We start from the raw sequence: 26058 nt of genomic DNA on the forward strand, positions 1-26058 counted from the left end.
CCAGCCCGCCGGGGCCGAAAGCCAGCCCCCGCCCGCCCGCGGCGCAGGCGCCGGGTCCGGAAAGGGCGGGCCGCGCGGCGGCCGCGCCGAGGCCAACGGCATCCGGCGCCAGGTCCGGGGCCGGATAAAGACCGGGCCGCCGGGGGCCACGGCGCTGGCCGTGGTCCAGCGCTTCATCTCCGTCCTCGACAAGGTCTACGCCAAGGTGCTGACCGACGGGGACTTCGACTTCGTGGGCTTCATGCGCGCCCGCTCGCTCGGACCCTCCGAGATGCTGGACCTGCTCGAGGCCTGCGCCGCGCGGCTGGGCGAGGATTGGGGCTGCGACAGGCTGGGCTTTGTCCGGGTCGTCATCGCCTCGTCCCGGCTGCAGCGGATCCTGACGGCGCTGAGCCAGGAAAACCGGTGCTTCGAACCCTTCGCCTGTGACCGGTCGATGCTGCTGATCATACCAAATGGCGAGACGCATCTCTTTGCCGTCAGCCTTATGGAAGAACGGTTTCGGCTGCGCGGCTGGGAAACCCGCCTCGTCTTCGCCGACCGCACGCTGGATGTGCCAAACCTGCTCAAAACCAGTGATTTTCAACTGGTTTGCATTACATGGCTCGACAGCGCACTGAAGAACCATGTTGAACCCGTGCTGCACGCATTAGCCACGTCCGTAAATCGGGAACGGACCTGTGTGATTGCTGGCGGTCCGGCCGCTGAGGAAAATGCTCAATGGCTGGCGGAGCGGGGCGTTGAAAAGGTTTGCAGCAATGCTCATATCGCGTTAGAGACAGCGGAGAGGCTTGGTGCAACTCGCATTTCGGCGCAGTCAGCGGCGGAATTAAACGGCTCCCTGTTGGAACCGTCGCAAAGTGCCTGATCGGAAAATGGAACAACACTCGACTAGGGCAGCACATCGGACGTTTGAAAAGACGTTGCAGGCCTTTGAAGATATCCCGCCAGCGGTAGCGCTGACCCTGGGATCCTTGGGTGCTGACGTCACCCTTCTGGTGAATTCCTCCGGCTCCATCATCGACGTGGCCTATTTCGATCACACCATCGACCGCTTTGGCGTGGAAGACTGGCCGGGCCGGCAATGGGCCGACACGGTGACCAGCGAGAGCGTCGACAAGATCCGCAGCCTGATCGACGAATGCGCCAAGTCCGGCGTCAGCCGCCCGCACCAGGTCAACCACCCGGGACCGCGCGGCGCCGATCTGCCCGTCGAATACATCCTGCGCCGGATCGAGGGCTTCCCCTACCTCGTCGCCTACGGCACCGACCTGCGCAAATTCGCCGAAGTCCAGCAGCAGCTCATCCAGGTCCAGTTCGAACTGGAGCGGGAATACCGCCGCGTCCGCGAGTCGGAAGCACGCTACCGCGTCATCTATCAGAAGATGGACGGCGCCCTGCTGGTGGTGGACGGCGAGACCCGCCGCATCATCGACGGCAACGCCGCCGCCGGACAGATCATGGGCGTGGCGCTGTCCAAGCTGGTCGGCGACACGCTGGTCTCCCAGGTCCAGCGCGACAGCCGCGAGCGGCTGGTGGAGGCGCTGGCCGAATCCCGCTCGCTGGGCCAGACCCGCACCCTCAACGTCACGGCCTCTTCCAATGGCGCGTCCGTCGAGCTGCGCATCAGCCCCTACCGCGAGAACGGCAAGATCAATCACCTCGTCTCGATCGTCCCGCAGGTCGAGGAGGATCATCCCATGCGCGGCCTCACCGCCGACAAATGGGGCTGGACCGAAGCGGTGCCCGAAGCGCAGATCGTCATCGACGCCAAGGGTACTGTGTTCTCGGTCAACAGCCGCTTTCTCGACATGATCCATCTTCTGAGCCGCAACCTTGCCGTCGGCCGCAATGTCAACAACTGGCTCGGCGCCTCGAGCGTCGACATGCAGGTGCTCTCGAGCCGGCTGCGCGACGAGGGCGAGGTGCGCCAGTTCCTGACCGTCGTGCGCGACGATCTCGGATCCTCGCGCCCGGTCCGCCTGTCCGCGACCCGCATCGATACCGGCGGCGATCCGCTCTATTCGGTGATCGTCACGGAGCAGGGCGCGCGCGAAATGCCCTCATCAGCGCAAACCAACGGAGTGCACGGCGCCACCTCTGACTTCTCCGAACTGATCGGCCGCGTGCCGCTCAAGGAACTGATCCGCGAATCGGCCGACGTCATCGAAAAGCTCTGCATCGAGGCGGCTCTGACGCAGACCGAGAACAACCGCGCCGCCGCCGCCGATCTCTTGGGCCTGTCGCGGCAGAGCCTCTATCTCAAGCTCAAGCGCTACGGCCTTGAGGACTACAACGGCCGCGCCTGACCCGGCCCTGAGCGCCGCGCGACGCCGCCAAGGCGGCCCGAAAATGCCCGGGACAGGCCTGTAAAAAAACATTTACACTGTCAATTTGGATTGACTGTCCGGTGCGCCGGTCATAAACTTTTGCCATGACCGTGGCGCACGCAGCTTCCTCCCGTCCCAAGGTGCCGACACCCGGTGCGGTGCTGGCCCTGCTCAAGCCCGTGACCTGGTTTCCGCCGATGTGGGCCTTTGCCTGCGGCGCGATCTCGGCAGGACAGATCACCTCCGACCGCTGGTTCGCGGTGGCGCTCGGCGTGCTGCTCGCCGGCCCGCTGCTGTGCGGCACCAGCCAGGCCGTCAACGACTGGTTCGACCGCCATGTCGACGCCATCAACGAGCCCGACCGGGTGATCCCCTCGGGCCGCATGCCCGGCCGCTGGGGCCTGGGCGTGGCCATCGCCAATTCCGTGCTGTCGATGGTCGTCGCGAGCTTTCTGGGCATGACGGTGTTCATCGCCGCCGCCATCGGCCTGGCGCTGGCCTGGGCCTATTCGGCGCCGCCCTTCCGTCTGAAGCGCAACGGCTGGTGGGGCAACGCCGCCTGCGGCTTCTCCTATGAGAGCCTGCCCTGGATCACCGCCGCGGCGGCCGCACTCGGAACTGCGCCCGGCGGAGATATCTTCGCCGTCGCGTTGCTCTATGGCGCAGGCGCCATCGGCATCATGACGCTCAATGATTTCAAGTCGATGGAAGGCGACGCCCAGATGGGGATCGCCTCGCTGCCGGTGCAGATGGGCGCGAAGAACGCCGCCCTGTTCGCGGGCCTGGCGATGATCGTCCCGCAGATCGTGGTGATCGGCCTGCTCGCCGCCTGGAGCCATGTCTGGGCCGCGGCCCTGGTCGGCGCTCTGACGCTGGCGCAGGCCATCGCCCTGCCGCGGCTGGTGGCCGATCCGAAGGGCAAGGCAATCTGGTACTCGGCGCTCGGCGTCGGGCTCTATGTCACCGGGATGATGATCACCGCTTTCGCGATCCGTCCCTAGGCTGTGCGATGAGGGGAAATATCGCATGACACGTCAAGCTTCACCATCGTCGCCAGGCCTCGGCTGGCTGTCCATCGTCAGGCTCGGCTTGGTCCAGGCCGCGCTCGGCTCCATCGTCGTGCTCACCACTTCCACGCTCAACCGCGTGATGGTGGTCGAACTGGCGCTCGCCGCCATGATCCCGGGACTGCTGGTGGGCCTGCATTACGGCGTCCAGATCTCCCGGCCGCTGTGGGGCCACGGCTCCGACCGGGGCGGCAGCCGCACCCGCTGGATCGTCGGCGGCGTGGCCCTGCTGGCGCTATCCGGCACCGCGGCGGCGGCGACGACGCTGGTCTTCACCGGTCATTTCTGGCTCGCCATTGCGCTTGCGGTGCTGAGCTTCCTCGGCGTCGGCATCGGCATCGGCGCCGCCGGCACTTCGCTGCTGGCGCTGCTCGCCAGCCGCACCGCGCTGCACCGCAAGCCGGCCGCCGCCACCATCGTCTGGATGATGATGATCGCCGGCATCGTCGTCACGGCCATCGTCTCCGGCGCCTGGCTTGATCCGTTCTCGTTCAACCGGCTGATCCTCGTCACCGCCGGCGCGGGCCTCATCGCCTTCCTGATGACCTGCCTCGCCATATGGAACGTGGAGGCCGACACCGTTCCCGTCGACGGCCCGCCGGCGGCGCAGCGGCTCGGCTTCCGGCAGAGCCTGGCCGCCACCTGGGCCGACCGCGACGCGCGGCTGTTCACGGTCTTCGTCTTCGTCTCGATGCTCGCCTACGCCACCCAGGATCTCATTCTCGAGCCCTTCGGCGGTCTGCTGTTCGGCCTGACCCCGGGCGAGACCACGCAGGTTTCCGGCGTGCAGCATGGCGGCGTCTTCGCCGGCATGGCGCTGGTCGGCATCCTCGGCTCGCTGTTTGCCAAAAGGAAGCCGATGATCCTCAAGGGCTTCATCTTCTTCGGCTGCATCGGCTCGGCGATCGCGCTCGGCGGCCTGTCGCTCTCGGCGCTGGTGGCGCCAGCATGGCCGCTCCAGGCCAACATCTTCCTGCTTGGCGTCGCCAACGGCGCCTTCGCGGTGGCGGCCATCGGCGCGATGATGATGCTGGCTTCGGGCGGCGACGGCGCGTCGGAAGGCATCCGCATGGGGGTCTGGGGCGCGGCCCAGGCGGTCTCCTTCGGCCTCGGCGGGTTCCTGGGCACCGTGGCGATCGACGTCACCCGCGCGCTCACCGGCGACACGCCGCTCTCCTTCGCCGTGGTCTTCGGCCTCGAGGCGGGCCTGTTCCTGATGGCCGCGGCGATCGCGCTTCTCATCAAGACGCCCGCGCGGTCGCGGGCAGGCGACGGGGTGCCGTCCGCCTATGCAGTTCCAGCGGAGTAAGTCCCATGCAGACGCAGACCTATGATGTGATCGTGATCGGCGGCGGCCCGGCCGGCGCGCGCGCCGCCGAACGGCTGGCCTGGAGCGGCAAGAAGACGCTGCTGGTCGATCGCGAAGGCCGCACCAAGCCCTGCGGCGGGGCGATCCCCTCCAACGCCATGGCCCAGTTCGCCATCGCCCCGGAGCAGATCAAGGCCCGCGTGCGCGGCGCCCGGATGACCGGACCGAGCGGGCTCAAGGTGGAGATGGAGATCGGCGATGTCGGCCATGTCGGCATGGTCGACCGCGACCAGTTCGATCCCTACCTGCGCGCCCGTGCCCGCGAGGCCGGCGCCGACTACCGCGCCGCGGGCTTTGCCGCGCTCGAGCACCGGGCCGACGGGCTTGTCGACGTCAAGCTTGGCAAGTCGAAGGACACCGAGGCCGAAACCGTGACCGCCCGCATCGTCATCGGCGCCGATGGCGCCAATTCGGCGGTCCGCCGGGCGATTTTCGGGCCGAAAGTGCGGCCACCCTACGTGTTTGCCTATCACGAGATTGTCCGTTCGCCCGCTGCCGACGGGACCGGCAATTTCGATCCGGCCCGCTGCGAGGTCATCTATGACGGCGAGATCTCGCCGGATTTCTACGGCTGGGTGTTCCCGCACGGACCCTACACCAGCGTCGGCTGCGGCTCCGCCGTCAAGGGATTCGACCTGAAGGCGGCGACGAAGGAGTTGCGCGCGCGCTTCGGCCTGGCCGAAGCGGAGACCATCCGCGAGGAGGGGGCTCCGCTGCCCTTGAAGCCGATGAAGCGCTGGGACGACGGCCGCAACGTGCTGCTGATCGGCGATGCCGCGGGCGTCGTCGCGCCGTCCTCGGGCGAGGGCATCTGGTACGCCATGCACACCGGCGATCTCGGCGCCGAAGCCGCGATCAAGGTGCTCGAAACCGGCCAGGCGAAACATCTCGCCGACGCCCGCAAGCGGTTCCAGAAGGCCCATGGCCGGGTGTTCTGGATCCTCGGCATGATGCAGTGGTTCTGGTACCGCAACGACAAGCGTCGCGAGAAATTCGTCACTATGTGCAAGGACGCCGATGTGCAGCGGCTGACCTGGGAGAGCTATCTCAACAAGAAGCTCGTCAGGCGTGACCCCATAGCCCATGTCCGCGTCTTCCTCAAGGACATGCGGCAACTGCTCCGCCCGGCCGCCCATTGATGTGGCCCGACTGGGTCCTCGCCTTCGTCGCTGACGGCCGGATTGCGCTTCTGGCCCTGGCGGTCATCGCGCTCGAAGCGGTGCTGGTCGCCGCCTTCCTGCGCCGCCGCGCCCCGATCAGGCAATTGATCCTGACCATGGCTTCGGGCGCGGCCCTGCTCGCGGCGCTCTACGCCGCGCTGTCGGGCGCCTCCGCCGGCATGATCGCCGCCTGGCTGGTGGCGGCCCTTTTCGCCCACGCCGCCGACATGTTCACGCGGCTGTTCCGCAGGCCCTGACCGTCCCAAACAACCGCAAACCGATCCCGCTCCAGAACGGCCGTGACGCCACGGGCGGCGCCGGCCGCCGCCGCTTGACCCCGGCTTTGTCACAGATGACCGCCGGGCTTTGCGCCGGGGACCTGACTGTTCCGTCCGATCTTTGATTTATGTCAAAATTAATGGACGTTTTTTGTGTCAAGTTGAGATGACACACAGTGAGGGAAGACCAGCATGCGCATCGTTCTCGTTCACCCCAATTACCATTCCGGCGGCGCTGAAATCGCCGGCAACTGGCCGCCGGCCTGGGCCGCCTATCTCGCCGGCCACCTCAGGGGTGCGGGCTTCGACGACATTCACTTCATCGATGCGATGACCAACGACATTCCCGACGATGTGCTGGCCAGGCGCCTGGCCGAACTCCAGCCCGATGTCGTCGGCACCACCTGCATCACCCCGTCGATCTACAAGGCCGAGAACGTGCTCAAGATCGCCTCCGAGGTGGTCCCCGGCGCGTTGCGCGTGCTGGGCGGCATCCACGCCACCTTCATGTACAAGCAGGTCCTGTCCGAAGCACCCTGGGTCGACGTGATCGTGCGCGGCGAGGGCGAGGAGATCTTCCGCGAGTTGGTGCGCGCCGTGGCCGAAGGGGAATGGCAGGAGAAACGCGCCGCGATCAAGGGCCTGGCCTATATCGCCGACGACGGCAAGATCGTCGCCACGCCGGCGGCGCCGACGATCAAGGATCTCGACGGCATCAATCCCGACTGGTCGCTGCTTGAATGGAGCAAGTACATCTACGTTCCGCTCGGCGTCCGCGTGGCGATCCCCAACATGGCGCGCGGCTGCCCGTTCACCTGTTCCTTCTGCAGCCAGTGGAAATTCTGGCGCGACTACCGCGTCCGCGATCCCAAGAAGGTGGTCGACGAGATCGAGAACCTCGTCAACAACCACCAGGTCGGCTTCTTCATCCTGGCCGACGAGGAACCCACCATCAACCGCAAGAAGTTCATCCAGTTCTGCGAGGAACTGATTGCCCGCGGCCTGCCCGACAAGGTCAAATGGGGCATCAACACCCGCGTCACCGACATCATGCGCGACAAGGAACTGCTGAAATTCTACCGCAAGGCCGGCCTCGTCCACATCTCGCTCGGCACCGAGGCCGCCGCCCAGCTCAAGCTCGACCGCTTCAACAAGGAGACCAAGGTCTCCGAGAACAAGGAAGCCATCCGGCTGCTGCGCGAGGCCGACATCTTCGTCGAGGCCCAGTTCATTGTCGGCCTCGACAACGAGACCGCCGAGACGCTCGAGGAAACCTACCGCATGGCCTGGGACTGGCAGCCCGATCTTGCCAACTGGGCCATGTACACGCCCTGGCCGTTCACGCCGCTGTTCCAGGAACTGGGCGACAAGGTCGAGATCTTCGACTTCGAGAAGTACAATTTCGTCACCCCGATCATGAAGCCCGAGGCCATGTCGCGGGGCGAGTTGCTCGACCGGGTGATGAACAATTACCGCCGCTTCTACATGCAGAAGGCGCTGTTCCATTACCCCTGGCGCGGCACCGGATTCCGGCGGCGCTACCTGCTGGGCTGCCTCAAGGCCTTCCTCAAGGCGGGCTTCGAACGCAAGTTCTACGATCTCGGCAAGGCCAATTACTGGGGTCCGCAATCGAAGGACAAGGTCAATTTCAATTTCGACCGCACCCGCAAGATCGCGCCCGCCCAGATGGAAGACTGGAACGCCATCCACGACCGCAAGGTGGCGCTGGAAAAGGCCCGCGCCAAGCTCAAGGACGACGACACCGGCCAGATCATGGCCTGCGGCGGCGGAACCCAGCAGCTCGAGGAGAAGCCGGAGGCCGCCGAGTAATGAGCGGCGGCGGCATCGGTCACTCGCTGCTCAACGCGGCCCGGTCCGCCGCGACCGAGCCTGCGTCCGATGACGGCGCCTCCCATCCCGCGGCCGGCCATCAGGTCGGCCCCAACGCCATCATCCAGACCCGTCTGGCGCTGATCGACTTCGAGGGCGCCGGGCGCGCCCGCGCGCTCTTCGATAATGCCGGCATGGGCGACTGGTTCGACCGCCCGCCCGACCGGATGGTGCCGGCCGAACGGGTGCATTGCCTCAACGCCGAGCTCCTTTCAGGCCTCGGGAGTGACGCCTTCCGGTCGGTGATGATCGACGCCGGGCGGCGCACCGGGCGCTACATTCTCGACAACCGCATTCCCGGCCCCGCCAAGACGCTGCTCAGGGCGCTGCCCGCGGGCCTGGCCGCGCGCGCCCTGCTCAAGGCGATCAGGTCGAACGCCTGGACCTTCGCCGGCAAGGCGGAGGTGCGCGTCACGCCGGGCCATCCCTGCATCATCGAGATCGGCGGCAATCCCCTGCCGATGCCCGGCTGCCCCTGGCATGCGGCCGTCTTCGAGACCCTGTTCTCAACGCTGCTCGTCCGCCCGGTCACGGTCAGCCACCGGATCGGTGACGCCCGCGGGCGGGTCGACCGGTTCGAGGTGCGGTGGCGCGGCTAGATCCGGGCCGGCCCTGAGGGCCCGACGTCGAACTCCCGCGTCCCTCCGCCGGCCGGCAAGGCGGCTGCACATATTCTGTGCGGCCTGGGTATCGCCTGTGCAGTCTCGCGGTTTCAGAGCCGCGCGGCGCGCGCGCTTCTGCGCGCCGGCGCCAATTAATCTGTTTCCCGGGTCATGTTTTGGTCTAAATACAGGTGCCGTTCACATAACGCGCCCTATCTTGCTTGACAGCGGCAGAGCGCGCCATGCGCAATTGCGTCCAGTACGAAGTGAAGATCGTAGGCAGTGCGGCAGTGTCCGGACGGTCGTTACAGAAGGAAAGCACGACCTTGAAACTGTGGAAGCAATTGCTGGTTTCGATCGTCCTTGTCGGGGCCGCTTTCCTGATCTGGTCCGCATTCTATCCCGGAGCGCATGACATTCTTGCGCGCAACGGCCTCGAGCGCATCTCGTTTTTCGCCCCCGCGGGCGACACCGCAGGCGGCGCGCCATCGGGGCAGGGCGGCGCCCGCCAGGGCGGACCGCGCGGACCCCAGGAGGCGCTGGTCGTCGTCGCGGCGGTCTCCGAGGGACTGGTCAATGACAGGCTCACCGCCATCGGCAGCGGGCAGGCGGTGCGCTCGGTGTCGGTCAGGACGTTGGTCTCCGGCCAGATCGTCGAGATCCCGGTGCGCCCCGGCGGCAAGGTCGAGCGCGGCGACGTGCTGATCCGGCTCGACGCGGCCGAAGAGGAGCTTGCCGTCGAGCGCGCCCGGCTCGCCGTCGCCGACGCCCAGGCGAAGGCCGACCGGCTGCAGAGCCTGGTGGCCAGCCGCGCGGTCTCCAGCGTCGAAGCCGCCCAGGCGCAGAATGCGCTCGACGCCGCCAAGGTGGCGTTCCGCGAAGCCGAGCTCGACCTCTCGCGCCGCACGGTGACCGCGCCGATCTCCGGCTCGCTCGGAATTCTCGCCGTCGACACCGGCGACTACGTCACCAGCCAGACCGAGATCGCCAGCATCGACGACCGCAGCGAGATCCTGGTCGAGTTCTTCGTGCCCGAACGCTTCACCTCCGGAATGCAGATCGGCAAGGAGATCGCCGCCACCGCCATCTCGCGTCCGGGCGAAGCCTTCGTGGGCGAGATCTCCGCCGTCGACAACCGCGTCGACGAGGCGAGCCGCACCCTGCGCGTGCGCGCCCTGATCCCCAATCCCGATGACCTGCTGCGCGCCGGCATGTCGTTCGAGGTCACCGTCGCGTTCGAGGGCGAGCGCTGGCCGGCCGTCGATCCGCTGGCGATCCAGTGGGATTCCACTGGCGCTTATGTCTGGCGCGTCACCGACGGCAAGGCCGAGCGCATGGACGTGGCCATCATCCAGCGCAATTCCGATTCCGTGCTGGTCAAGGCCGAGATGAGCGCCGGCGACCTGGTTGTCACCGAAGGCGTGCAGAGCGTCCGGTCCGGCTCCGCGGTCCGCATCCTGGGCGGGGACAGGCAGTCCGAGGCCGCGGGCGAACCCACCGCCCAGAGCACCGTGCCGCAGAAGACCGGCTCCGGGAGCGGCGCATGAGCGGCGGCGCCGGCGAAGATCCGAGGGACGGGGCGGTCGCCGACCAGCCTGAGACCGGGGCGATGGAAACCGGCGGCGGCGCCGCGCTGATGGTGCGCCGCCCGGTGCTGGCGGTGGTGATCAGCCTGCTCATCGTGGTTGCGGGCCTCGCCGGTCTTTACGGCGCCGAGATCCGCGAACTGCCCGACGTCGACCGGCCGGTGATCACGGTCACGACCAACTTCACCGGCGCGGCGCCCGAGACCGTCGACCGCGAGCTGACGGCGATCGTCGAGGGCGCCGTGGCGCGGGTCGCGGGCGTCACCTCCATGTCCTCGACCTCGACGCTCGGCCGCAGCCGGGTGACCATCGAATTCGGCGACAATATCGATCTCAACGTGGCGGCCTCGGACGTGCGCGACGCGCTCGGCCGGGTGACCAACAACATGCCCGACGGCGCCGATGATCCGCGCATCGTCAAGGCCGATGCCAATTCCGATCCGGTGATGCGCCTGGCGGTGACGTCGGACCGCTACAACGTCCAGGACATGACCGTTCTGGTCGAGGACCTGGTGGTCGACCGCCTGGCCGCCGTCGCCGGCGTGGCCGATGTCGCGGTCTATGGCGACCGGGAGAAGATCTTCCGCGTCGATGTCGACCAGTCGCGGCTGGCGGCCTTCGGGCTGACGCTGGCCGACCTGCGCAGCGCGCTCAGCAATGTGGCGCTCGATGTGCCGGCGGGTTCGCTCACGGCACAGACCTCCGACATCGTCGTGCGCGCCACGGCCGACGTGACGACGCCGGAAGGCTTCGAGAACCTCTATATCAACGATCGGGTCCGCTTCCGCGACGTCGCCAGCGTCACGCTCGGCGCCGATCTGGGCGAATCCGTGCTGCGCGCCAATGGCCGCACCGGCATCGGCATCGGCATCGTCCGCCAGTCGGCCTCCAACACGCTCGAGATTTCGCAAGGCGTCCGCGCCGCCACCGAGGCGATCCAGCAGTCGGTCCTGCCCGAGGGTGTCGACATCCGGGTGACGAGCGACGACGCCATCTTCATCAGCGGCGCCATCGAGGAGGTGCGCTCCACCCTGATCATCGCCGTGCTGATCGTGATCGCCATCATCTACGTGTTTCTGCGCGACTGGCGCGCCACGCTGATCCCGGCGGTGACGCTTCCGGTGTCGCTGATCGGCGCCTTTGCGGCGATCTGGCTCGCCGGGTTTTCGGTCAACATCCTCACGCTGCTGGCGCTGGTGCTCGCCACCGGCATGGTCGTCGACGACGCCATCGTGGTGCTGGAGAACATCGTGCGCCGGCGCAACGAGGGCATGGGCGTGCGCGCCGCGGCGGTGCTCGGCACCCGCGAGGTGTTCTTCGCCGTCATCACCACCACCGCGACGCTCGCCGCGGTGTTCATCCCGATTTCCTTCCTGCCCGGCCAGGCGGGCGGGCTGTTCACCGAGTTCGGCTTCGTGCTCGCCTTCACGGTGATGATCTCCAGCGTGGTGGCGCTGACGCTCTGCCCGATGCTGGCCTCGCGGCTGATCAAGCGGCGCGACATGTCGAAGGCCGGCGCCCGGCCAGGCGCCGTGGTCCGCTTCGGCCTGTCCCTGTCGCGGCTCTATTCCTCGCTCCTGCACCGGGCGCTCGATGCGCCGCTGGTCGTCATCATCATCGCCGTGATGACGGCGGGCGTGGCGCTGGCGCTGCTTCCGACCATTCCCCAGGAACTGACCCCGCCGGAAGACCGGGCGGTGGCGCTGATGCGGATCTCCGCGCCCCAGGGCGTGAGCCTCGACTACACCCGCTCCCGCATGGTCGAGATCGAACGCCTGGTCTCGCCGCTCAGGGACAGCGGCGAGGTCACCAACATCTTCTCCATCGCCGGCTCCGGCGGCTCGTCGAACAGCGGCTTCATGGTGCTGAGCCTCGCGCCCTGGGGCGAACGCGCGCGCTCGCAGAACGACATCGTCGGCGAGCTCAACCGCGCGGTGGCCTCGGTGCCGGGCGTGCGCGCCTTCGCCATCCAGCCCAACAGCCTGGGCATCCGCGGCGCCGGCAACGGCCTGCAGTTCGCCTTTGTTGGCAACAGCTATGACGAGCTGGCCGACGTCGCCACAGAGATGGTCGACCTGCTCGAGAAAGACCCGCGCTACCAACAGATCCGGCTGTCCTACGAGACCACCCAGCCGCAGATCTCGGTGCAGATCGACCGCGCCCGCGCCTCCGACCTGGGCGTCAACATCGACGGCTTGGCCGAAGCGCTGCAGGCGCTGCTCGACGGCAGGGAAGTGGCGCAGGTGTTCATCGAGGACCGCTCCTATCCGGTCAAGCTGATGTCGACCACCAACCCGCTCAACGATCCGACCGATCTCGAATCGATCTACCTCAAGGCGGGCGACGGCCGCATCGTGCCGATGTCGACCATCGCGACCCTGACCGAGAAGGCCGTCGCCCCCGATCTCAGGCGCGAGGAGCAGATGCGCTCGGTCTCCATCACCGCCGGCCTCGCCCCCGGCTTCGCGCTCGGCGAGGCCTGGTCGCAGGCCGTCGAGATGGCCGAGCCGCTGATGCCGGGAGGCGTGCGCATCATCCCGCTGTCGGAGGCCGCGACGCTGGATCAATCCTCCAACGACATGCTGATCACCTTCGGCATCGCCATCATCGTCGTGCTCCTGGTGCTGGCGGCGCAGTTCGAAAGCTTCGTCAGCGCCTTCATCATCATCTCGACCGTGCCGCTCGGCATCGCCTGCGCGATCTTCGCCATGGCCTTCACCGGCGGCTCGCTCAATGTCTACAGCCAGATCGGCCTGGTGCTGCTGGTGGGGGTCATGGCCAAGAACGGCATCCTGATCGTCGAGTTCGCCAACCAGTTGCGCAACCAGGGGCTCGACATCCGCCGCGCCATCGAGGAGGCCTCCAATCTTCGCCTCCGCCCGGTGATGATGACCATGGTGTCGACGGTGCTCGGCTCGGTGCCGCTGCTGACGGCCTTCGGCGCCGGCGCGGAGGCGCGCGTTTCGCTCGGCTGGGTGATCGTCGGCGGTCTCGGCCTGGCGATGGTCGCCACGCTGTTCCTGACCCCCGTCGCCTATCTCATGCTGGCCCGCTTCGCCACCCCGTCGGCCCAGGAGGAGCACCGGCTCGATTCCGAACTGCGCGAGGCCAGCCGCATGGCCAGCCCGCGCGAGGAGCAGCAGGAATTGTCGCCGGGCGAGTGATCGTCACCGCGGGCTGCTATTGCCGGCGGGCCGCCGGTGATTGCTTGTCGACCGGTTCATCGCCGGGATCGGGCTCCCCATCGGGCGCGCGATCGAGGATGGCGAGCGCGGCATCGACATTTCCCCTCGCTGCCCGGTCTTTCAGCTCCAGGATGGCGCGCCGGTGGCCAATGCCGTCGGCGATGAATGCCGAGAGCAACTGGTTGAGGGACACATTGTCCTCCGCCGCGGCCCGCTTCGCTTCCTCCATCACATGATCTGCCAGTCTGAGCGGATAGGTACTCATGATTATCTCCTTCTCGTTGTCTCGGCCACGAACTCCCCGGCTCCCATGACGGAAAGGCCGAACGCCCGGACCGCCGGATGATGAAAGTGCCTGTCATTGCTGATGATGGCTGCTGCACCTGCCGCCAAGGCGCATTCGAGGTAGATGTCGTCCTTGGGATCGGCCAGGAACGGCCTGAAACGAAACTAGGGGGACACCAACTGGGCCCGGCTGAAGGTTGCATCCAACACGACGTCGATTTCATCTCCGCTTATCCATGGCTCGCTACCTAGAATTCCCGGCCGTTTCAGAACGGCCTCGTATTCCAGGGCGATGGCCGTCGAAACGGCAAAGGGGACCTGTCCCGCGAGCATTGTGCGCAAGAGTTGATGCGACACTCCTCTTGAAGAACGAAGGGCCGAAAGCAGGATATTGGCATCCACCACAATCATGGCGGCAATATGATATCACATGCGATATCAAGTCAATTCGGCAGTTGAGCCCTCTGCGGGACCGTCAGGCTTTCCGGAATCCCGCCGTCAGCCGCGTGCCCACGCCCATGAGCGCCAGCACGACGAGGCCGATGGCGAGGCCGAACAGGCCGCTGATCAGCGCCTCGGTGGCCCAGCCGAGGAAGCCCGGCGCGACGGTCACGGACTCCTGGACCTTGTGCGACATGTCTTCGACGAAATGGCCGATCGTCGTGAGATCGAAATCCTCGAGCCCGTGGATGATGATCGCGCCGCCGACCCAGAGCATGGCCGCGGTGCCGATGCCGGCGATGGTTTCCATGAAGGCGGGCATGCCGCGCACGATCGCGCGGCCGACGGCGCGGGTTGCGCCGAAATAGCCGTCCTGCGCCATTTTCAGGCCGAGATCGTCCGCCTTCACCAGCACCGCGACGCTGCCATAGACCAGCGCCGTGATGCCGAGCGCCACCACGGCCAGGATCGCGCCTTCGGCCCACAGCGACGAGGCGTCGATCGAGGACAGCGCGATCGTCATGATCTCGGCGGAAAGGATGAAGTCGGTCTTGATCGCGCCGGCGACGCGCTGCTTCTCGAGATGGGCGTGGTCGATCGGATTGTCGGCGTCGACCGGGATCGGATGCGGATGGAACAGGTGCCAGATCTTCTCGGCGCCTTCGTAGCAGAGATAGGCGCCGCCGATCATCAGGAGCGGCGACAGCAGCCACGGCGCGAAGACGTTGAGCAGCATGGCGATCGGCAGCAGGATCACCAGCTTGTTGAACAGCGATCCGCGCGCGATCTGCCAGACGATCGGCAGTTCCCGCGCCGCCGGCAGGCCATGCACGTATTTGGGCGTCACCGCGGTGTCGTCGATCAGCACGCCGGCGGTCTTGACGCCCACCTTGGCGGCCTGGGCGGAAATGTCGTCGAGCTGGGCCGCAGCCAGCTTGGTCAGGGCTGCGACATCGTCGAGAAGGGCAAGCAATCCGCTCATTGTGCTGTTTTATCCATGCTGCTTCGGAGGCGCAGAAGCCCGGTTTCGGCGGGGAGCCGGATGAGGGGGAGGGCGGGTCCGGCAGCGCCGGCCACGCGCCCCGGGGTCAACTTGCGAGATCCGAAACGGTTCCGCAAGCCTTATCGGTTTCCGCCGGCAGGGGCCGGGCGGGCGGCCGATCGTCATTTCTCCTTCAGGCGGTCCATGGCCCAGCCGACGGTGAAGCCGTGCAGGATGGTCGACATCAGGATGACGAGCGCGATCAGCGACCACAGCGCGCCTTCATTGATGAATTCGATATGGCTGCCCGCATAGCACAGATAATAGATCGAGCCGATGCCGCGCACCCCGTAGACAGAGACCACGCCCCGCTCCCGGCGGCTGAGGCCGGTCCCGGTCAGCGCGATCCAGCCCGACATCGGCCGGATCACCAGGATCAGCAGCAGGGCCACCACGAAATGCGTCCAGGTCAGGTCGTCGAACAGCAGCGGCATGACGCTGCCGAGCGCCACCAGCAGCAGCGCGGTCAGCGCGTGTTCGATCGATTCCGAGAAATCGTGCAGCCGCCGGTGGAAATGGTGATCCGCCTCCATCCGCCGCAAGGTCAGCCCCAGAACCGCGACCGCGATGAAGCCATAGCCCTCGATCAGCTCGGTCGAACCGTAGCAGAGCAGCACGCCGGCGAGCGCGATGACGCCGGAGCCGGTTTCGGCCAGCACCGCGCCCCTGGGCACCTTGAACAGGATATAGCCCAGCGCCCTGCCGCCGAGCCAGCCCATGGCGACGCCGAGCGCGATGCGGTAGATGACGTCGCGCAGCACCCAGTCGAGCGCCCAGGCGCCGGGATTGAGGCCTTCGGCGGCGACGATCAGGCCGAGATAGACGAAGGGAAAGGCGAGCCCGTCATTGAGGCCGGCTTCGGTGGTCAGCGTGAAGCGCACCGGCGATTCGTCGCCCTCGTGCGGCGGTCCGACCTGCACGTCGGAGGCCAGTACCGGATCGGTCGGCGCCAGCACCGCGCCGAGCAGGATCGCGCCGGCCACGGTCAGGCCGGCGACGCCGACGCCCAGCAGCGCCACCGCCAGGATGGTCAGCGGCATGGCGATCGCCAGCATCCGCACGGTCGGGATCCAGCGCTTGAACGGCTTGAGGCTGTCGATGCGCATGCCGGCGCCGAACAGCGCCACGATCACCGTGAGCTCGCTCAGGAGCTCCCAGGGCAGCGGCGCCGCGCGCGGGTCCGGCATGGTCGGAATGCCCGGGATCAGCAGCGCAGCCCCGGCGCCGAACAGGATCATCAGCGGCGGCGACGCCGGCTCGCGATTGGAGACAAGGCGCGGCAGCCATCGCGCCAGGATCACCACCACGCCGATGACAGCCAGCGCGATATGATAGGAGTTCAGGCCGAAGAATGGTTCATGCTGCATCGATGGATCCCGCGCCGGAAGGGGCAGCGGCAGTCCTAACCCGAAAACCGGCCAAGGAACAGGCGGGAATGTGGCGGGTGCGCGGGGCGGGCGAAGAAGTCCGCGTCTCCGCCCCTGCCTCAACGGCGGCCTGCCGTGTCGCGGGTCAGGGTTGGGAAGTCCCCTTGGCGTTCACACGGCCACCTTGCCGCCTGTGTCGACGCCGATCAGGGCGATGGAGGCTGCCGGACGCAGGCCATGCGTCATCGCCCTTGCGTCCGGCTTGTCCACGATGGCAACTGCGTCCCGGGCCGGATTGGGGATCTGTCCCATGTTAGGCGTACGGCAATCCGCCGTACCCCCTGGAGGACAGCGACCGGACTTTACTCCCCCTCCGCCTCTTCGGGCCCCGTCACCTTGATCTCGCCGGCGTGCGAGCGGGCGAACTCGGTTTTCAGGAACGCTTCCAGCAGCCGCGCGGGCAGGGTCACGGTGGCCCGGTCGGCGTCCGGCAGCGCGTCGAAGCGGCCGGTCTTGGAGCGCCGCCCGTCGATCATGCCGCCCGCCACCGTGTTGAGGCTTTCCGGGTCGATCAGGATGAAGGCGCCGGTGTCGCGGTTGGTCTCGTAGCTGTCGAAGATCGCCACATCCTCGAAGTCGAGCTCGACCACGCCGATGCCGTTGACCGGCAGGTAGGTCGCGTCGTCCCAGTTGCCGGTCGACAGATCGAGCTGCGAGGTCGGGCGCACCAGCACCCGCTGGCGCCGCGAGCCGGCCTTGAGCCAGTAGCGCTTGCCCGGCACCACGCCGTCCGGCGACAGTGCCACCAGCCGCGCGGTAAAGGCCCGGCCGGTCATCGGCCGCTGGTCGATCGCCGCGATCATGTCGCCGCGCGCCACGTCCACCGGACGGTCGAGCACCAGCGTGATGGCGTCGCCATGCACCGCCGCGTTGCGCACCAGGTCATAGGTGACGATGGCCTTCACATTGGCCTCCACGCCCGAAGGCAGCACCACGACGCTGTCGCCGGGCTTGATCGAGCCGCCGGCCACAGTGCCCTGGTAGCCGCGGAAGCCTTCGCCGGGGCGGGAAACGCGCTGCACCGGCAGCCGGAAGCCGGTGGTCTGGCCGGTGCGCTGCGTGGCCTTCTCCAGCACCTCGACCAGCGTCGGGCCGCTGTACCACGGCATCACGTCGTCGCCGCGGGTGACGATGTTCTCGCCCTTGAGCGCCGAGACCGGAATGGCGGTGACCTGGCGCACGCCGAGCGACAGCGCGATCTCGCGGAAGGCCCGGGCGATCGCCTGGAAGCCGGCCTCGTCGTAATTGTTGAGGTCGATCTTGTTGACCGCCAGCACGAACTGGCGGATGCCCATCATCGCCGCGATCGTCGCATGCCGGCGGGTTTGTTCGAGCAGGCCCGCGCGGGCGTCGACCAGCAGCACCGCGAGGTCGGCGGTCGAGGCGCCGGTCGCCATGTTGCGGGTATACTGCACGTGGCCCGGCGTGTCGGCGACGAAGAAGGAGCGCCGGTCGGTGGAGAAATAGCGGTAGGCGACATCGATGGTGATGCCCTGTTCGCGCTCGGCCTGGAGACCGTCGAGCAGCAGCGCGAAATCGGGCAGGCCGAGTTCGTTCTGCTTGCCGGTGGAATCGCGCCTGAGCGTCGCCGCCTGGTCTTCCTTGACCGCCTTGGTGTCCCACAACAGCCGGCCGATCAGCGTCGACTTGCCGTCATCCACCGAGCCGCAGGTGATGAAGCGAAGCGGCCGCGCCTGGCGCCCGGCCAGTTCCGGATGCGGGTCGACATCGAGGATGTCCTCGCCCGGACGAAGCGCCTGCGAAAGATGTTGGCTTGTCATCAGAAATATCCTTCGCGTTTTTTCTTTTCCATCGAGCCCGACTGGTCGCGGTCGATCGCGCGGCCCTGCCGTTCCGACACGGTGGCGATTTCGAGCTCGGCGATCACCTCGTCGAGCGTCGTGGCTGTCGAGCGCACGGCGCCCGTGAGCGGGAAGCAGCCCAGCGTGCGGAACCGCACCATCTCCTCGCGCACCTGTTCTTCGGGCAGGAGCTCCAGCCGCTTGTCCTCGGCCAGCACCAGCATGCCGTCGCGCTCCACCACCTTGCGGCGCTTGGCGAAATAGAGCGGCACCAGCTCGATCTTCTCGGCCTGGATGTAGCGCCAGATGTCGACCTCGGTCCAGTTCGACAGCGGGAAGGCGCGCACGCTCTCGCCGGTATGGATCATGCCGTTGTAGATCGACCAGAGCTCGGGCCGCTGGTTGCGCGGGTCCCAGGCATGGTCGGGGGTGCGGAACGAGTAGATCCGCTCCTTGGCGCGGGAGGCTTCCTCGTCGCGCCGGGCGCCGCCGAAGGCAGCGTCATACTTGCCCATGTCGAGCGCCTGCTTGAGCGCCTGGGTCTTCATGATGTCGGTGTAGCGCGACGAGCCGTGGCTGAACGGCGTGACATTGTCGCGCAGCCCGTCCGGATTGGTGTGGGCGATGAGGTCGAGACCGTGCCTGGCCACCACCTCGTCGCGGAAGGTGATCATCTCGGGGAATTTCCAGCCGGTGTCGATATGCACCAGCGGAAACGGCAGTTTGCCGGGATGGAACGCCTTCAGTGCCAGGTGCAGCAGCACCGAGGAATCCTTGCCGATCGAATAGAGCATCACCGGACGCTCGAATTCCGCCGCCACCTCGCGGAAGATGTGGATCGCCTCGTTTTCCAGCGCCTTCAGATGCGGATCGAGCGGCGGCTTGCCGCGCCCGTGTTCAATCACGTTCATGCTTGATGTCCTTGCAATGGTCACGAGGCCGAAGCCGTGGCTTTGGCCGTGGGCCTGGGTTGCCCCTGGGCGCGCGATCCCGACACGGAGGCCGACAGGTGCAGGCCGCATTCGCGGCGCTCGTCCTGCTCCCACCACCAGCGTCCGGCGCGTTCCGGCTCGCCCGGCTTGATGGCGCGGGTGCAGGGCTCGCAGCCGATCGACGGGAAGCCGCGGGCATGCAGCGGGTTGACCGGCACATCGTCGGCTTTCGCCCGCGCCTGCAGCGCGTCCAACGACTGGTCGGCCAGCGGATTGACCTTGATGAGGCTGCGGTCGGCGTCCCATTCGGCCAGCGGCGCATTGGCGCGGTTGCCGGACTGGCCGCGCCGCAGCCCCGTCACCCAGATCTCGGCGCCGGCAAGCGCCCGGCCGAGCGGCTGCAGCTTGCGCGCATGGCAGCAGGCGTGCCGCGCCTCGACGCTGTCGTAGAAGCCGTTCATGCCGTAGAGCGCGACGAAGCCGTCGACCTCTTCCTTCCACGGCTTGAACACCTCGATGGACAGGCCATAGCGCGCCTCGGTCTCGCCGATCAGCGCCTCGGTCTCGGCAAACAGCCGGCCGGTGTCGAGCGTGACGATGCGCAGGTCGGCGCCCGTCGCGGCGATCAGCGAGGTCAGCACCTGGTCCTCGAGCCCGAGCGAGGTGGTGAACACCGCCCGCCCCAGGCCCGCGATCCTCAGGATCCGGCCCGGCAGGGGCAGGGCGGCCAGATCCTGGGCCAACTGTGCGGCGAGGGCCGGTCCGAAGTCCGGGCGGGGCGACAGGCCGCCGCCGGCCGGAGGGTGATGCAGGGTCATGGTTTCGGCTCCGATTGTTGAGCCGATTTTCGCCTTGCGCCGCCCGATTAACGAGGCACCACAGTCTTTATGTGCGCGTCGATGAGGTCTGTTGTTCCGCCAATGCCGGGTCCAATGGAAAAATCCGTCCAATTACCGCCATTGTTGCAATGCACTCAACATTGACCGGGCGCGCCAATCATGCGACGCCAAACGTAACCAGTAACGCGATTATGGACCCTTGCCGATGGGCGTGCTTGACCTTTCCGATCCTGATCATCGCCCGCTGCCGGATCTGATCGAGACCTTCGAGCGCGCCGCCATTGCCGCCGGCCGGGAGATCCTCGCAGCCCGCGCCGCCGGCGCCCGGGTGTCGATCAAGTCGGACCTGACCCCGGTGACGCAGGCCGACCGGGCCGCCGAAGCCATCATCCTGGCGCAGCTTAACGCGCAGTTTCCGGAGGTTCCGGTGGTGGCTGAGGAAATGGCCGAGGACGGCAAATGCCCGAGCTGCGCCGAGGCCTCCTATTTCCTGGTCGACGCGCTCGACGGCACCGGCGATTTCATCGCCGGGCGCAATGAGTTCACCGTCAATATCGCGCTGATCCGGGATCTGAAACCCGTTGCCGGCGTGGTTTTTGCGCCGGCGCTCGGGCGGCTGTGGAGCGGCGCCGGGCCGAAGGCGCATGTCTGCGACGTCACGCCCGAGGGCGAAATCCGCAACCGGCGGGAAATCCGCACCCGCGCGCTGCCGAAGATGCCGGTGGCGCTGGTCAGCGTCAGCCACCGCGAGCCCGAGACCCAGGCCTGGCTCGACGCCCTGCCGCCGCACAAGACCACGCATATCGGCTCGTCGCTCAAATTCTGCCTCGTCGCCGAAGGCAAGGCCGATGTCTATCCGCGGCTCGTCTGCCTGCACCAGTGGGACATCGCCGCGGGCGACGCCGTGCTGCGCGCGGCAGGCGGCATCACCCTCGGCCTCGACGGCAAGCCGCTCGAATACGGCGTCGACAATTCCGATTTCGACTGCGGCCGGTTCGTCTGCTGGGGCCGGCACCCCGACGCGCCGCGGGGCCGCTCGCGCGAAGCGGCCCCGCGGCGCCTGCGGAACTGACAGGCCGGGAGCCGCAGGTGCGCGGCCCGCCGTAGACCTCAACCGGCAGTATAGCAAAGATCCTGGCGGGCGATCTTCCACACGGTGATGAGCAGGGTGGCGCGGTCGGGATTCGACCGGGTGCCCGGTCGCCTGGGTCCCGTCCGGCATCCGCACGTCCGGGGGATTGCGGGCGCAACAGCGGCATCGCTGTCGAACGGCCGCGCCAAGAACTCGACAAGGCTGAACACTCCTTGGCCGGAACCGGACAACCGGCTCGGACCTCGCTCCGGCTCAGGCGACCCTGTCGCTTTCACGCCAGTTCGGGTTCATCCAGGGTTCGAGATTGCTCGGAGCGAGCGGCGCCCGTCCCAGGATGTGGTCGGCGGCCTTTTCGCCGGTCATGATCGACGGACCGTTGAGATTGCCGTTGGTCACCCGCGGGAAGATCGAGCTGTCGGCGACGCGCAGGCCGTCGACCCCGATGACGCGGGTCTCGGGATCGACCACGGCGCCGGGATCGTCGGCGCGCCCCATCCGGCAGGTGCCGCAGGGGTGATAGGCGCTCTCGGCGTGCGCGCGGATGAAGCCGTCGATCTCCGCGTCGCTCTGCACATCCGCGCCGGGCTGGATCTCCCTGCCGCGGAACGGATCGAACGCGGCCTGGCCGAAGACCTCGCGGGTGATCCGCACGGCGCGGCGGAAGTCGCGCCAGTCCTCGTCATGGCTCATGTAGTTGAAGCGGATCACCGGCGCCGCCCGGGCATCGGCCGCGCGCAGCCGGACATGGCCGCGCGAGGGCGAGCGCATCGGCCCGACATGGGCCTGGAAGCCGTGCATCGGCGCCGCCGCCTTGCCATCGTAGCGGATCGCGCCGGGCAGGAAATGGAACTGGATGTCGGGGTAGGGCACGCCCGCCGCCGAGCGCACGAAGGCGCAGGCCTCGAACTGGTTGGAGGTCCCGAGCCCCTTGCGGAAGAACAGCCACTGCGCCCCGATCAGCGCCTTGGAGACGAGGTTGAGCTTGGAGTAGAGCGTGATCGGCTGGATGCATTCCTGCTGGATATAGACCTCGAGATGGTCCTGCAGGTTCGACCCAACGCCCGGCCGGTCGGCCACAACCTCGATGCCGTGCTCGGCAAGATGCGCGGCCGGGCCGATGCCCGACAGCATCAGCAGCTTGGGCGAGTTGAAGGCGGAGGCGGCGATGATCACTTCACGCCGTGCTTGAACCACTTGAATCGATCCGTGAGCTTCGATCTCGACGCCGGTGGCGCGGTGATTCTCGATCACAACACGGCGGGCCAGGCCCCTGACGAGATTGACGTTTTGCCGCTTGAGCGCGGGCTTGAGATAGGCCTCGGCGGTGGACCAGCGCTGGCCGTTGTGGATGGTCTGCTCCATCAGGCCGAAGCCCTCCTGGCGCGATCCGTTGTAATCCTCGGTCACCCCGTAGCCCGCCTGCCGGCCCGCATCGATGAAGGCCTTGAACAGCGGATTGACCGCCGGCCCGCGCTGCACATGCAAGGGCCCGTCGGTGCCGCGCCAGCCCTCCTCGCCGCCGATGCCGCCGTTCTGGTGCGAGGTCTCCATCCGCTTGAAATAGGGCAGCACGTCGGCAAAGGACCAGCCGGTGGCGCCCTGGTCGGCCCAGTGGTTGAAGTCCTCGGCATGCCCGCGCACGAACACCATGCCGTTGATCGAGGAGGAGCCGCCGATCACCTTGCCGCGGGGTGCCGCCAGCCGGCGGTTGCCGAGATGCGGCTCGGGCTCGGTCGCGTAGCCCCAGTCGTAGATCCCCATGTTCATCGGATAGGACAGCGCCGCGGGCATCTGGATGAACGGCCCGAAATCCGATCCGCCATGCTCGATGACGATCACCGAATGCCTGCCGTCCTCGCTCAGCCGCGCGGCCATGGCCGAGCCCGCCGAGCCCGCGCCGATGATGACGAAATCTGCTTGCATGGTCATGGGGACGCTCGTCTCTAGTGGAGGGTTTGCTCTGCAAGGTCACGATTGACCAGAATATAGCTCAGAGCTATATTATTCGGATGAAGCGGGTCTTCTATTCCAAGGCTGCGGAAAAGAGCCTCGCCCGGATGCAACCCAAGCGGCGCGCCGCGATTTTCGCCAAGGTGGATGCATTCGCGCGAGGGGAAGAAGTCGATATCAGGAAGCTGTCCGGCTCCGACCTGTACCGCATCCGGGTCGGCCAGGACCGCGTCATCCTCGATGACCAGGGCCTGGTTGTCCTGGTGGTCGCGGCGGGTCCGCGCGGCGGGATCTACAAGGAGTAACTGCCGATGGGCGAAATCCGGAAAATGACCATTGACGGCGAGACCTACGTGCTCGTGCCGGAGGACGAGTATGAAGACCTGATCGACAGCCTTGAGGCCCAGGCGATCATGGAGCGCGTCAGGGCAGGCGAGGAGACCTGGCCTTCCGACCTCGTCCATGAACTCATGGAAACCGACAGCCGCATCCGCACCTACCGCAAGTATCGCGGCATGACCGGCAGCGAACTCGCGCAAGCCGCGGGCATCTCCCAGCCGCATCTGTCCGACATCGAGAACGGCAAGAAGGCGGGCTCCGTCGATGTGCTCAGGCGCATTGCCGCCGCCCTTCGTGTCGATCTCGACGATCTCGTGGTCTGACAGCGCCATCACCCGCGCCTCAATAGGGGCTGTCGACGGGGCCGGTGGCCACGTAGACGCTCTTGAGGTGGGTGTAGTGCTCGATCGCGGCGTGGCCGTTCTCGCGGCCGATGCCCGACTGCTTGACGCCGCCGAACGGCGCCTCGACCGGGGTGAGGTTGTAGGCGTTGATCCAGGTCGTCCCCGCCTCAAGCTTGGAGACCACCCGGTGGGCGCGCGCCAGATCCGCGGTAAACACGCCGGCCGCCAGGCCGAACACGCTCGCATTGGCGCGGCTGACCGCCTCATCCTCGTCGTCGAAGGCGAGCACGCTCATCACCGGCCCGAAGATTTCCTCGCGCGCGATGGCCATGTCGTCGGTCACGTCCGCGAACACGGTCGGCTGGATCCACGCGCCTCTCCCGAAGCCCTGCAGTTCCGGCACGCCGCCGCCGGTCAGAAGCCGCGCGCCCTCGCGCTTGCCCGTCTCGATATAGCCCAGCACCTTGTCGCGCTGCGCCACCGAGACCATCGGCCCCAGATGCGTGTCGGGATCGAGCGGATCGCCGATGCGGATCGCCTCGGTGCGGCTCTTCAGCCGCGCGAGGAAACGCGCGTAGACGCCGCGCTGGACGAACACGCGGGTGCCGTTGGAGCAGATCTGGCCGGTCGAGTAGAAATTGCCGAGCATCGCCCCGCCGATGGCGCTTTCGAGATCGGCGTCGTCGAACACCAGGATCGGCGACTTGCCGCCGAGTTCCATGGTCACCGCCTTGACGGTCGGCGCGGCCGCGGCCAGCACCTTGGCCCCCGTCGGCACCGAGCCCGTCAGCGACACCTTGGCGATGCCGGGATGGGAGGCGAGCGCCGCCCCCACATCGCCATAGCCCTGCACCACGCTGAAGAGGCCTGCCGGAAGCCCTGCGTCGGCGAAGGCTTCGGCCAGCAGAAGCGCCGTCAGGGGCGTCATTTCCGACGGCTTGAAGATGAAGGCGTTGCCGCAGGCGAGCGCCGGCGCCGATTTCCACGCCGCGATCTGGATCGGATAGTTCCAAGCCCCGATGCCGGCGCAGAGGCCCAGGGCCTCGCGCCGCGTGTAGACGAAGTCGGAGCCCAGATCGATGTGCTCGCCGGTGATCGCGCCCGCGAGCCCGCCGAAATATTCAAGCGCGTCGGCGGCGGACGCCGCGTCTGCCACCAGCGTCTCCTGGATCGCCTTGCCGGTGTCGAGCGTCTCGATGCGGCTGATCTCGGCGTTGCGCGCGCGCAGGATCTGAGCCGTGCGCAGCAGGATCCGCCCGCGTTCGACGCCCTTGAGCCGAGCCCAGGCCGGCTGCGCCGCCCTGGCCGCGGCAACGGCCTGTTCGATGATCGCGGGCGTCGCCGAATGGAGCTTCGCGTTCAGCTCGCCCGTCGCCGGGTAGATGCTTTCGATCACCGCGCCGGCGTCGTCCTCGACGTAAGAGCCGGCGACATGGTGGGAGGCTGGCGGCTGGACGCTCATGTCGAAATCCTCAGGCTGTCATAGGAGACCATCGCGTGCTCGCGATAGGCCGGGCGTTCGCAGAGCCTGCGGTAATAGGCGTCGAGCTCCGGCGTGTCGGCGCGGTCGAAATCCAGCGTGTAGTAGCGGTAGAGCTGGGCGCCGATGATCATGTCGGCGAAGCTCAAGGTCTCGCCCGCCAGATAGGGGCCGCGGCCGATCCGCTCGCTCAGCATTTTCGCCAGCGGCTTCAATCCCGCGACCGCGGCGGCGAAGGCCTCTGGCCCGCCGGCGGGCCGGCCCATCAGCGGCCAGAACACCCGGCCGCCGAAATGCGGCGCGAAGGTCGTCTTGATCCACTCCGCCCACATGTCGAGCTGCACGCGCGCCGCCGGGTCGCGCGGCCAGAAGCCGTCATCGCCATAGCGGGCCGCGAGATAGCGCACGACCGCCGCGCTTTCCCACATCGGCGCGCCATCGCCGTCGCGCACCGTCGGCACCAGGCCGTTCGGGTTCATCGCCCGGTATTCCGGCGTGTCGAGGCCGCCAAAGGCGAGGCCGAGATCGTGGCGCCTGTGCGCCAGGCCGAGTTCGGCGATGGTCCACATCACCGCCTGCACGTTCGACGAGGTGGCTCGTCCCCAGATTGTCAGCAT

23 protein-coding genes are annotated in these 26058 nt (G+C 67.4%); 13 read left to right on the forward strand and 10 right to left on the reverse strand.

Annotation, left to right across the window (positions count from 1 at the left end; all coding sequences use genetic code 11):
• The 10 genes from LL06_RS27605 to LL06_RS03010 all read left to right on the forward strand — a co-directional run.
• Positions 1-868: hypothetical protein (locus LL06_RS27605; protein WP_052161152.1), on the forward strand; the 868-nt coding region annotated here is incomplete at its 5' end.
• Positions 869-974: 106 nt separating this feature from the next.
• Positions 975-2309 (forward strand): transcriptional regulator PpsR, encoded by a 1335-nt coding sequence (gene ppsR / locus LL06_RS02970; protein ID WP_161784924.1) that lies wholly within the window; start codon positions 975-977, stop codon positions 2307-2309.
• A gap of 125 nt (positions 2310-2434) precedes the next feature.
• The gene (gene chlG / locus LL06_RS02975) at positions 2435-3331 is read left to right on the forward strand and encodes a chlorophyll synthase ChlG (RefSeq protein WP_052161154.1); all 897 of its coding nucleotides are present in this window, start codon (positions 2435-2437) and stop codon (positions 3329-3331) included.
• Between the two features lie 25 nt (positions 3332-3356).
• Positions 3357-4706: a BCD family MFS transporter gene (locus LL06_RS02980; RefSeq protein ID WP_035521978.1), complete on the forward strand. Its 1350-nt coding sequence runs from the start codon at positions 3357-3359 to the stop codon at positions 4704-4706.
• 5 nt (positions 4707-4711) lie between these two features.
• Positions 4712-5905: a geranylgeranyl diphosphate reductase gene (locus LL06_RS02985; protein WP_035521980.1), complete on the forward strand. Its 1194-nt coding sequence runs from the start codon at positions 4712-4714 to the stop codon at positions 5903-5905.
• Entirely contained in the window at positions 5905-6183 is a 279-nt protein-coding gene (locus LL06_RS02990; RefSeq protein ID WP_052161155.1) for a hypothetical protein, read from the forward strand. The genes LL06_RS02985 and LL06_RS02990 overlap by 1 nt, the downstream gene beginning before the upstream one ends.
• Positions 6184-6396: 213 nt before the next feature.
• Positions 6397-8034 carry a magnesium-protoporphyrin IX monomethyl ester anaerobic oxidative cyclase gene (gene bchE, locus LL06_RS02995; protein WP_035521981.1) on the forward strand — a complete coding sequence of 546 codons (1638 nt, stop codon included), beginning with the start codon at positions 6397-6399 and terminating at the stop codon, positions 8032-8034.
• On the forward strand, positions 8034-8693 hold the full coding sequence (gene bchJ, locus LL06_RS03000; protein ID WP_052161156.1) for a bacteriochlorophyll 4-vinyl reductase: 660 nt from the start codon (positions 8034-8036) through the stop codon (positions 8691-8693). The genes bchE and bchJ overlap by 1 nt, the downstream gene beginning before the upstream one ends.
• A gap of 329 nt (positions 8694-9022) precedes the next feature.
• On the forward strand, positions 9023-10243 hold the full coding sequence (locus LL06_RS03005) for an efflux RND transporter periplasmic adaptor subunit (protein WP_035521982.1): 1221 nt from the start codon (positions 9023-9025) through the stop codon (positions 10241-10243).
• A 62-nt stretch (positions 10244-10305) separates the two neighbouring features.
• Entirely contained in the window at positions 10306-13446 is a 3141-nt protein-coding gene (locus tag LL06_RS03010) for an efflux RND transporter permease subunit (protein WP_052161162.1), read from the forward strand.
• Positions 13447-13462: 16 nt separating this feature from the next.
• On the opposite strand, the gene LL06_RS03015 is transcribed toward LL06_RS03010, so the two are convergent.
• From LL06_RS03015 to LL06_RS03045, 7 genes are all read right to left on the reverse strand, one after another.
• The gene (locus LL06_RS03015; protein ID WP_035521983.1) at positions 13463-13732 is read right to left on the reverse strand and encodes a hypothetical protein; all 270 of its coding nucleotides are present in this window, start codon (positions 13730-13732) and stop codon (positions 13463-13465) included.
• Between the two features lie 495 nt (positions 13733-14227).
• The gene (locus tag LL06_RS03025; RefSeq protein ID WP_035521984.1) at positions 14228-15175 is read right to left on the reverse strand and encodes a DUF808 domain-containing protein; all 948 of its coding nucleotides are present in this window, start codon (positions 15173-15175) and stop codon (positions 14228-14230) included.
• 182 nt (positions 15176-15357) lie between these two features.
• A complete protein-coding gene (locus tag LL06_RS03030; RefSeq protein ID WP_035521985.1) occupies positions 15358-16602 on the reverse strand; it encodes a cation:proton antiporter in 1245 nt (414 codons plus the stop codon).
• A gap of 171 nt (positions 16603-16773) precedes the next feature.
• Positions 16774-16914: a hypothetical protein gene (locus tag LL06_RS27610; RefSeq protein WP_161784925.1), complete on the reverse strand. Its 141-nt coding sequence runs from the start codon at positions 16912-16914 to the stop codon at positions 16774-16776.
• Positions 16915-16964: 50 nt separating this feature from the next.
• Positions 16965-18443, reverse strand: coding sequence for a sulfate adenylyltransferase subunit CysN (cysN, locus tag LL06_RS03035; protein WP_035521986.1), 1479 nt, complete (start codon positions 18441-18443; stop codon positions 16965-16967).
• On the reverse strand, positions 18443-19375 hold the full coding sequence (cysD, locus tag LL06_RS03040) for a sulfate adenylyltransferase subunit CysD (RefSeq protein ID WP_035521988.1): 933 nt from the start codon (positions 19373-19375) through the stop codon (positions 18443-18445). The genes cysN and cysD overlap by 1 nt, the downstream gene beginning before the upstream one ends.
• 20 nt (positions 19376-19395) lie before the next feature.
• Positions 19396-20214, reverse strand: a complete 819-nt coding sequence (locus tag LL06_RS03045; RefSeq protein ID WP_052161158.1) for a phosphoadenylyl-sulfate reductase — start codon at positions 20212-20214, stop codon at positions 19396-19398.
• A 226-nt stretch (positions 20215-20440) separates the two neighbouring features.
• On the opposite strand from LL06_RS03045, the gene cysQ reads away from it, so the two are divergent.
• Positions 20441-21307, forward strand: coding sequence for a 3'(2'),5'-bisphosphate nucleotidase CysQ (gene cysQ, locus LL06_RS03050; RefSeq protein WP_244447032.1), 867 nt, complete (start codon positions 20441-20443; stop codon positions 21305-21307).
• A gap of 273 nt (positions 21308-21580) precedes the next feature.
• Here cysQ and betA read toward each other — a convergent pair whose 3' ends face one another.
• On the reverse strand, positions 21581-23251 hold the full coding sequence (betA, locus tag LL06_RS03055) for a choline dehydrogenase (protein WP_035522110.1): 1671 nt from the start codon (positions 23249-23251) through the stop codon (positions 21581-21583).
• 86 nt (positions 23252-23337) lie between these two features.
• Between betA and LL06_RS03060 the strand changes: the two genes are divergently transcribed.
• Both LL06_RS03060 and LL06_RS03065 read left to right on the forward strand, forming a co-directional pair.
• Positions 23338-23583: a cytotoxic translational repressor of toxin-antitoxin stability system gene (locus LL06_RS03060; RefSeq protein WP_035521991.1), complete on the forward strand. Its 246-nt coding sequence runs from the start codon at positions 23338-23340 to the stop codon at positions 23581-23583.
• Between the two features lie 6 nt (positions 23584-23589).
• Positions 23590-23940 carry a helix-turn-helix transcriptional regulator gene (locus tag LL06_RS03065; RefSeq protein ID WP_035521994.1) on the forward strand — a complete coding sequence of 117 codons (351 nt, stop codon included), beginning with the start codon at positions 23590-23592 and terminating at the stop codon, positions 23938-23940.
• 19 nt (positions 23941-23959) lie between these two features.
• On the opposite strand, the gene betB is transcribed toward LL06_RS03065, so the two are convergent.
• Together betB and LL06_RS03075 are read right to left on the reverse strand one after the other, a co-directional pair.
• Positions 23960-25423, reverse strand: coding sequence for a betaine-aldehyde dehydrogenase (betB, locus tag LL06_RS03070; RefSeq protein ID WP_035521997.1), 1464 nt, complete (start codon positions 25421-25423; stop codon positions 23960-23962).
• Positions 25420-26058: a glutathione S-transferase family protein gene (locus LL06_RS03075; RefSeq protein ID WP_035522000.1), complete on the reverse strand. Its 639-nt coding sequence runs from the start codon at positions 26056-26058 to the stop codon at positions 25420-25422. The genes betB and LL06_RS03075 overlap by 4 nt, the downstream gene beginning before the upstream one ends.

The organism is Hoeflea sp. BAL378 (assembly GCF_000759435.1).
Classification (GTDB): domain Bacteria; phylum Pseudomonadota; class Alphaproteobacteria; order Rhizobiales; family Rhizobiaceae; genus Hoeflea.

Excerpts from the sequence above, each read along its gene's own strand:
- chlG (WP_052161154.1), top strand. The coding sequence starts at position 2,435 with ATGACCGTGGCGCACGCAGCTTCCTCCCGTCCCAAGGTGCCGACACCC.
- LL06_RS02980 (WP_035521978.1), top strand. The coding sequence starts at position 3,357 with ATGACACGTCAAGCTTCACCATCGTCGCCAGGCCTCGGCTGGCTGTCC.
- LL06_RS02985 (WP_035521980.1), top strand. The coding sequence starts at position 4,712 with ATGCAGACGCAGACCTATGATGTGATCGTGATCGGCGGCGGCCCGGCC.
- LL06_RS02990 (WP_052161155.1), top strand. The coding sequence starts at position 5,905 with ATGTGGCCCGACTGGGTCCTCGCCTTCGTCGCTGACGGCCGGATTGCG.
- bchE (WP_035521981.1), top strand. The coding sequence starts at position 6,397 with ATGCGCATCGTTCTCGTTCACCCCAATTACCATTCCGGCGGCGCTGAA.
- bchJ (WP_052161156.1), top strand. The coding sequence starts at position 8,034 with ATGAGCGGCGGCGGCATCGGTCACTCGCTGCTCAACGCGGCCCGGTCC.
- LL06_RS03010 (WP_052161162.1), top strand. The coding sequence starts at position 10,306 with ATGGAAACCGGCGGCGGCGCCGCGCTGATGGTGCGCCGCCCGGTGCTG.
- LL06_RS03015 (WP_035521983.1), bottom strand. The coding sequence starts at position 13,732 with ATGAGTACCTATCCGCTCAGACTGGCAGATCATGTGATGGAGGAAGCG.
- LL06_RS03025 (WP_035521984.1), bottom strand. The coding sequence starts at position 15,175 with ATGAGCGGATTGCTTGCCCTTCTCGACGATGTCGCAGCCCTGACCAAG.
- LL06_RS03030 (WP_035521985.1), bottom strand. The coding sequence starts at position 16,602 with ATGCAGCATGAACCATTCTTCGGCCTGAACTCCTATCATATCGCGCTG.
- LL06_RS27610 (WP_161784925.1), bottom strand. The coding sequence starts at position 16,914 with ATGGGACAGATCCCCAATCCGGCCCGGGACGCAGTTGCCATCGTGGAC.
- cysN (WP_035521986.1), bottom strand. The coding sequence starts at position 18,443 with ATGACAAGCCAACATCTTTCGCAGGCGCTTCGTCCGGGCGAGGACATC.
- cysD (WP_035521988.1), bottom strand. The coding sequence starts at position 19,375 with ATGAACGTGATTGAACACGGGCGCGGCAAGCCGCCGCTCGATCCGCAT.
- LL06_RS03045 (WP_052161158.1), bottom strand. The coding sequence starts at position 20,214 with ATGACCCTGCATCACCCTCCGGCCGGCGGCGGCCTGTCGCCCCGCCCG.
- cysQ (WP_244447032.1), top strand. The coding sequence starts at position 20,441 with ATGGGCGTGCTTGACCTTTCCGATCCTGATCATCGCCCGCTGCCGGAT.
- betA (WP_035522110.1), bottom strand. The coding sequence starts at position 23,251 with ATGCAAGCAGATTTCGTCATCATCGGCGCGGGCTCGGCGGGCTCGGCC.
- LL06_RS03060 (WP_035521991.1), top strand. The coding sequence starts at position 23,338 with ATGAAGCGGGTCTTCTATTCCAAGGCTGCGGAAAAGAGCCTCGCCCGG.
- LL06_RS03065 (WP_035521994.1), top strand. The coding sequence starts at position 23,590 with ATGGGCGAAATCCGGAAAATGACCATTGACGGCGAGACCTACGTGCTC.
- betB (WP_035521997.1), bottom strand. The coding sequence starts at position 25,423 with ATGAGCGTCCAGCCGCCAGCCTCCCACCATGTCGCCGGCTCTTACGTC.
- LL06_RS03075 (WP_035522000.1), bottom strand. The coding sequence starts at position 26,058 with ATGCTGACAATCTGGGGACGAGCCACCTCGTCGAACGTGCAGGCGGTG.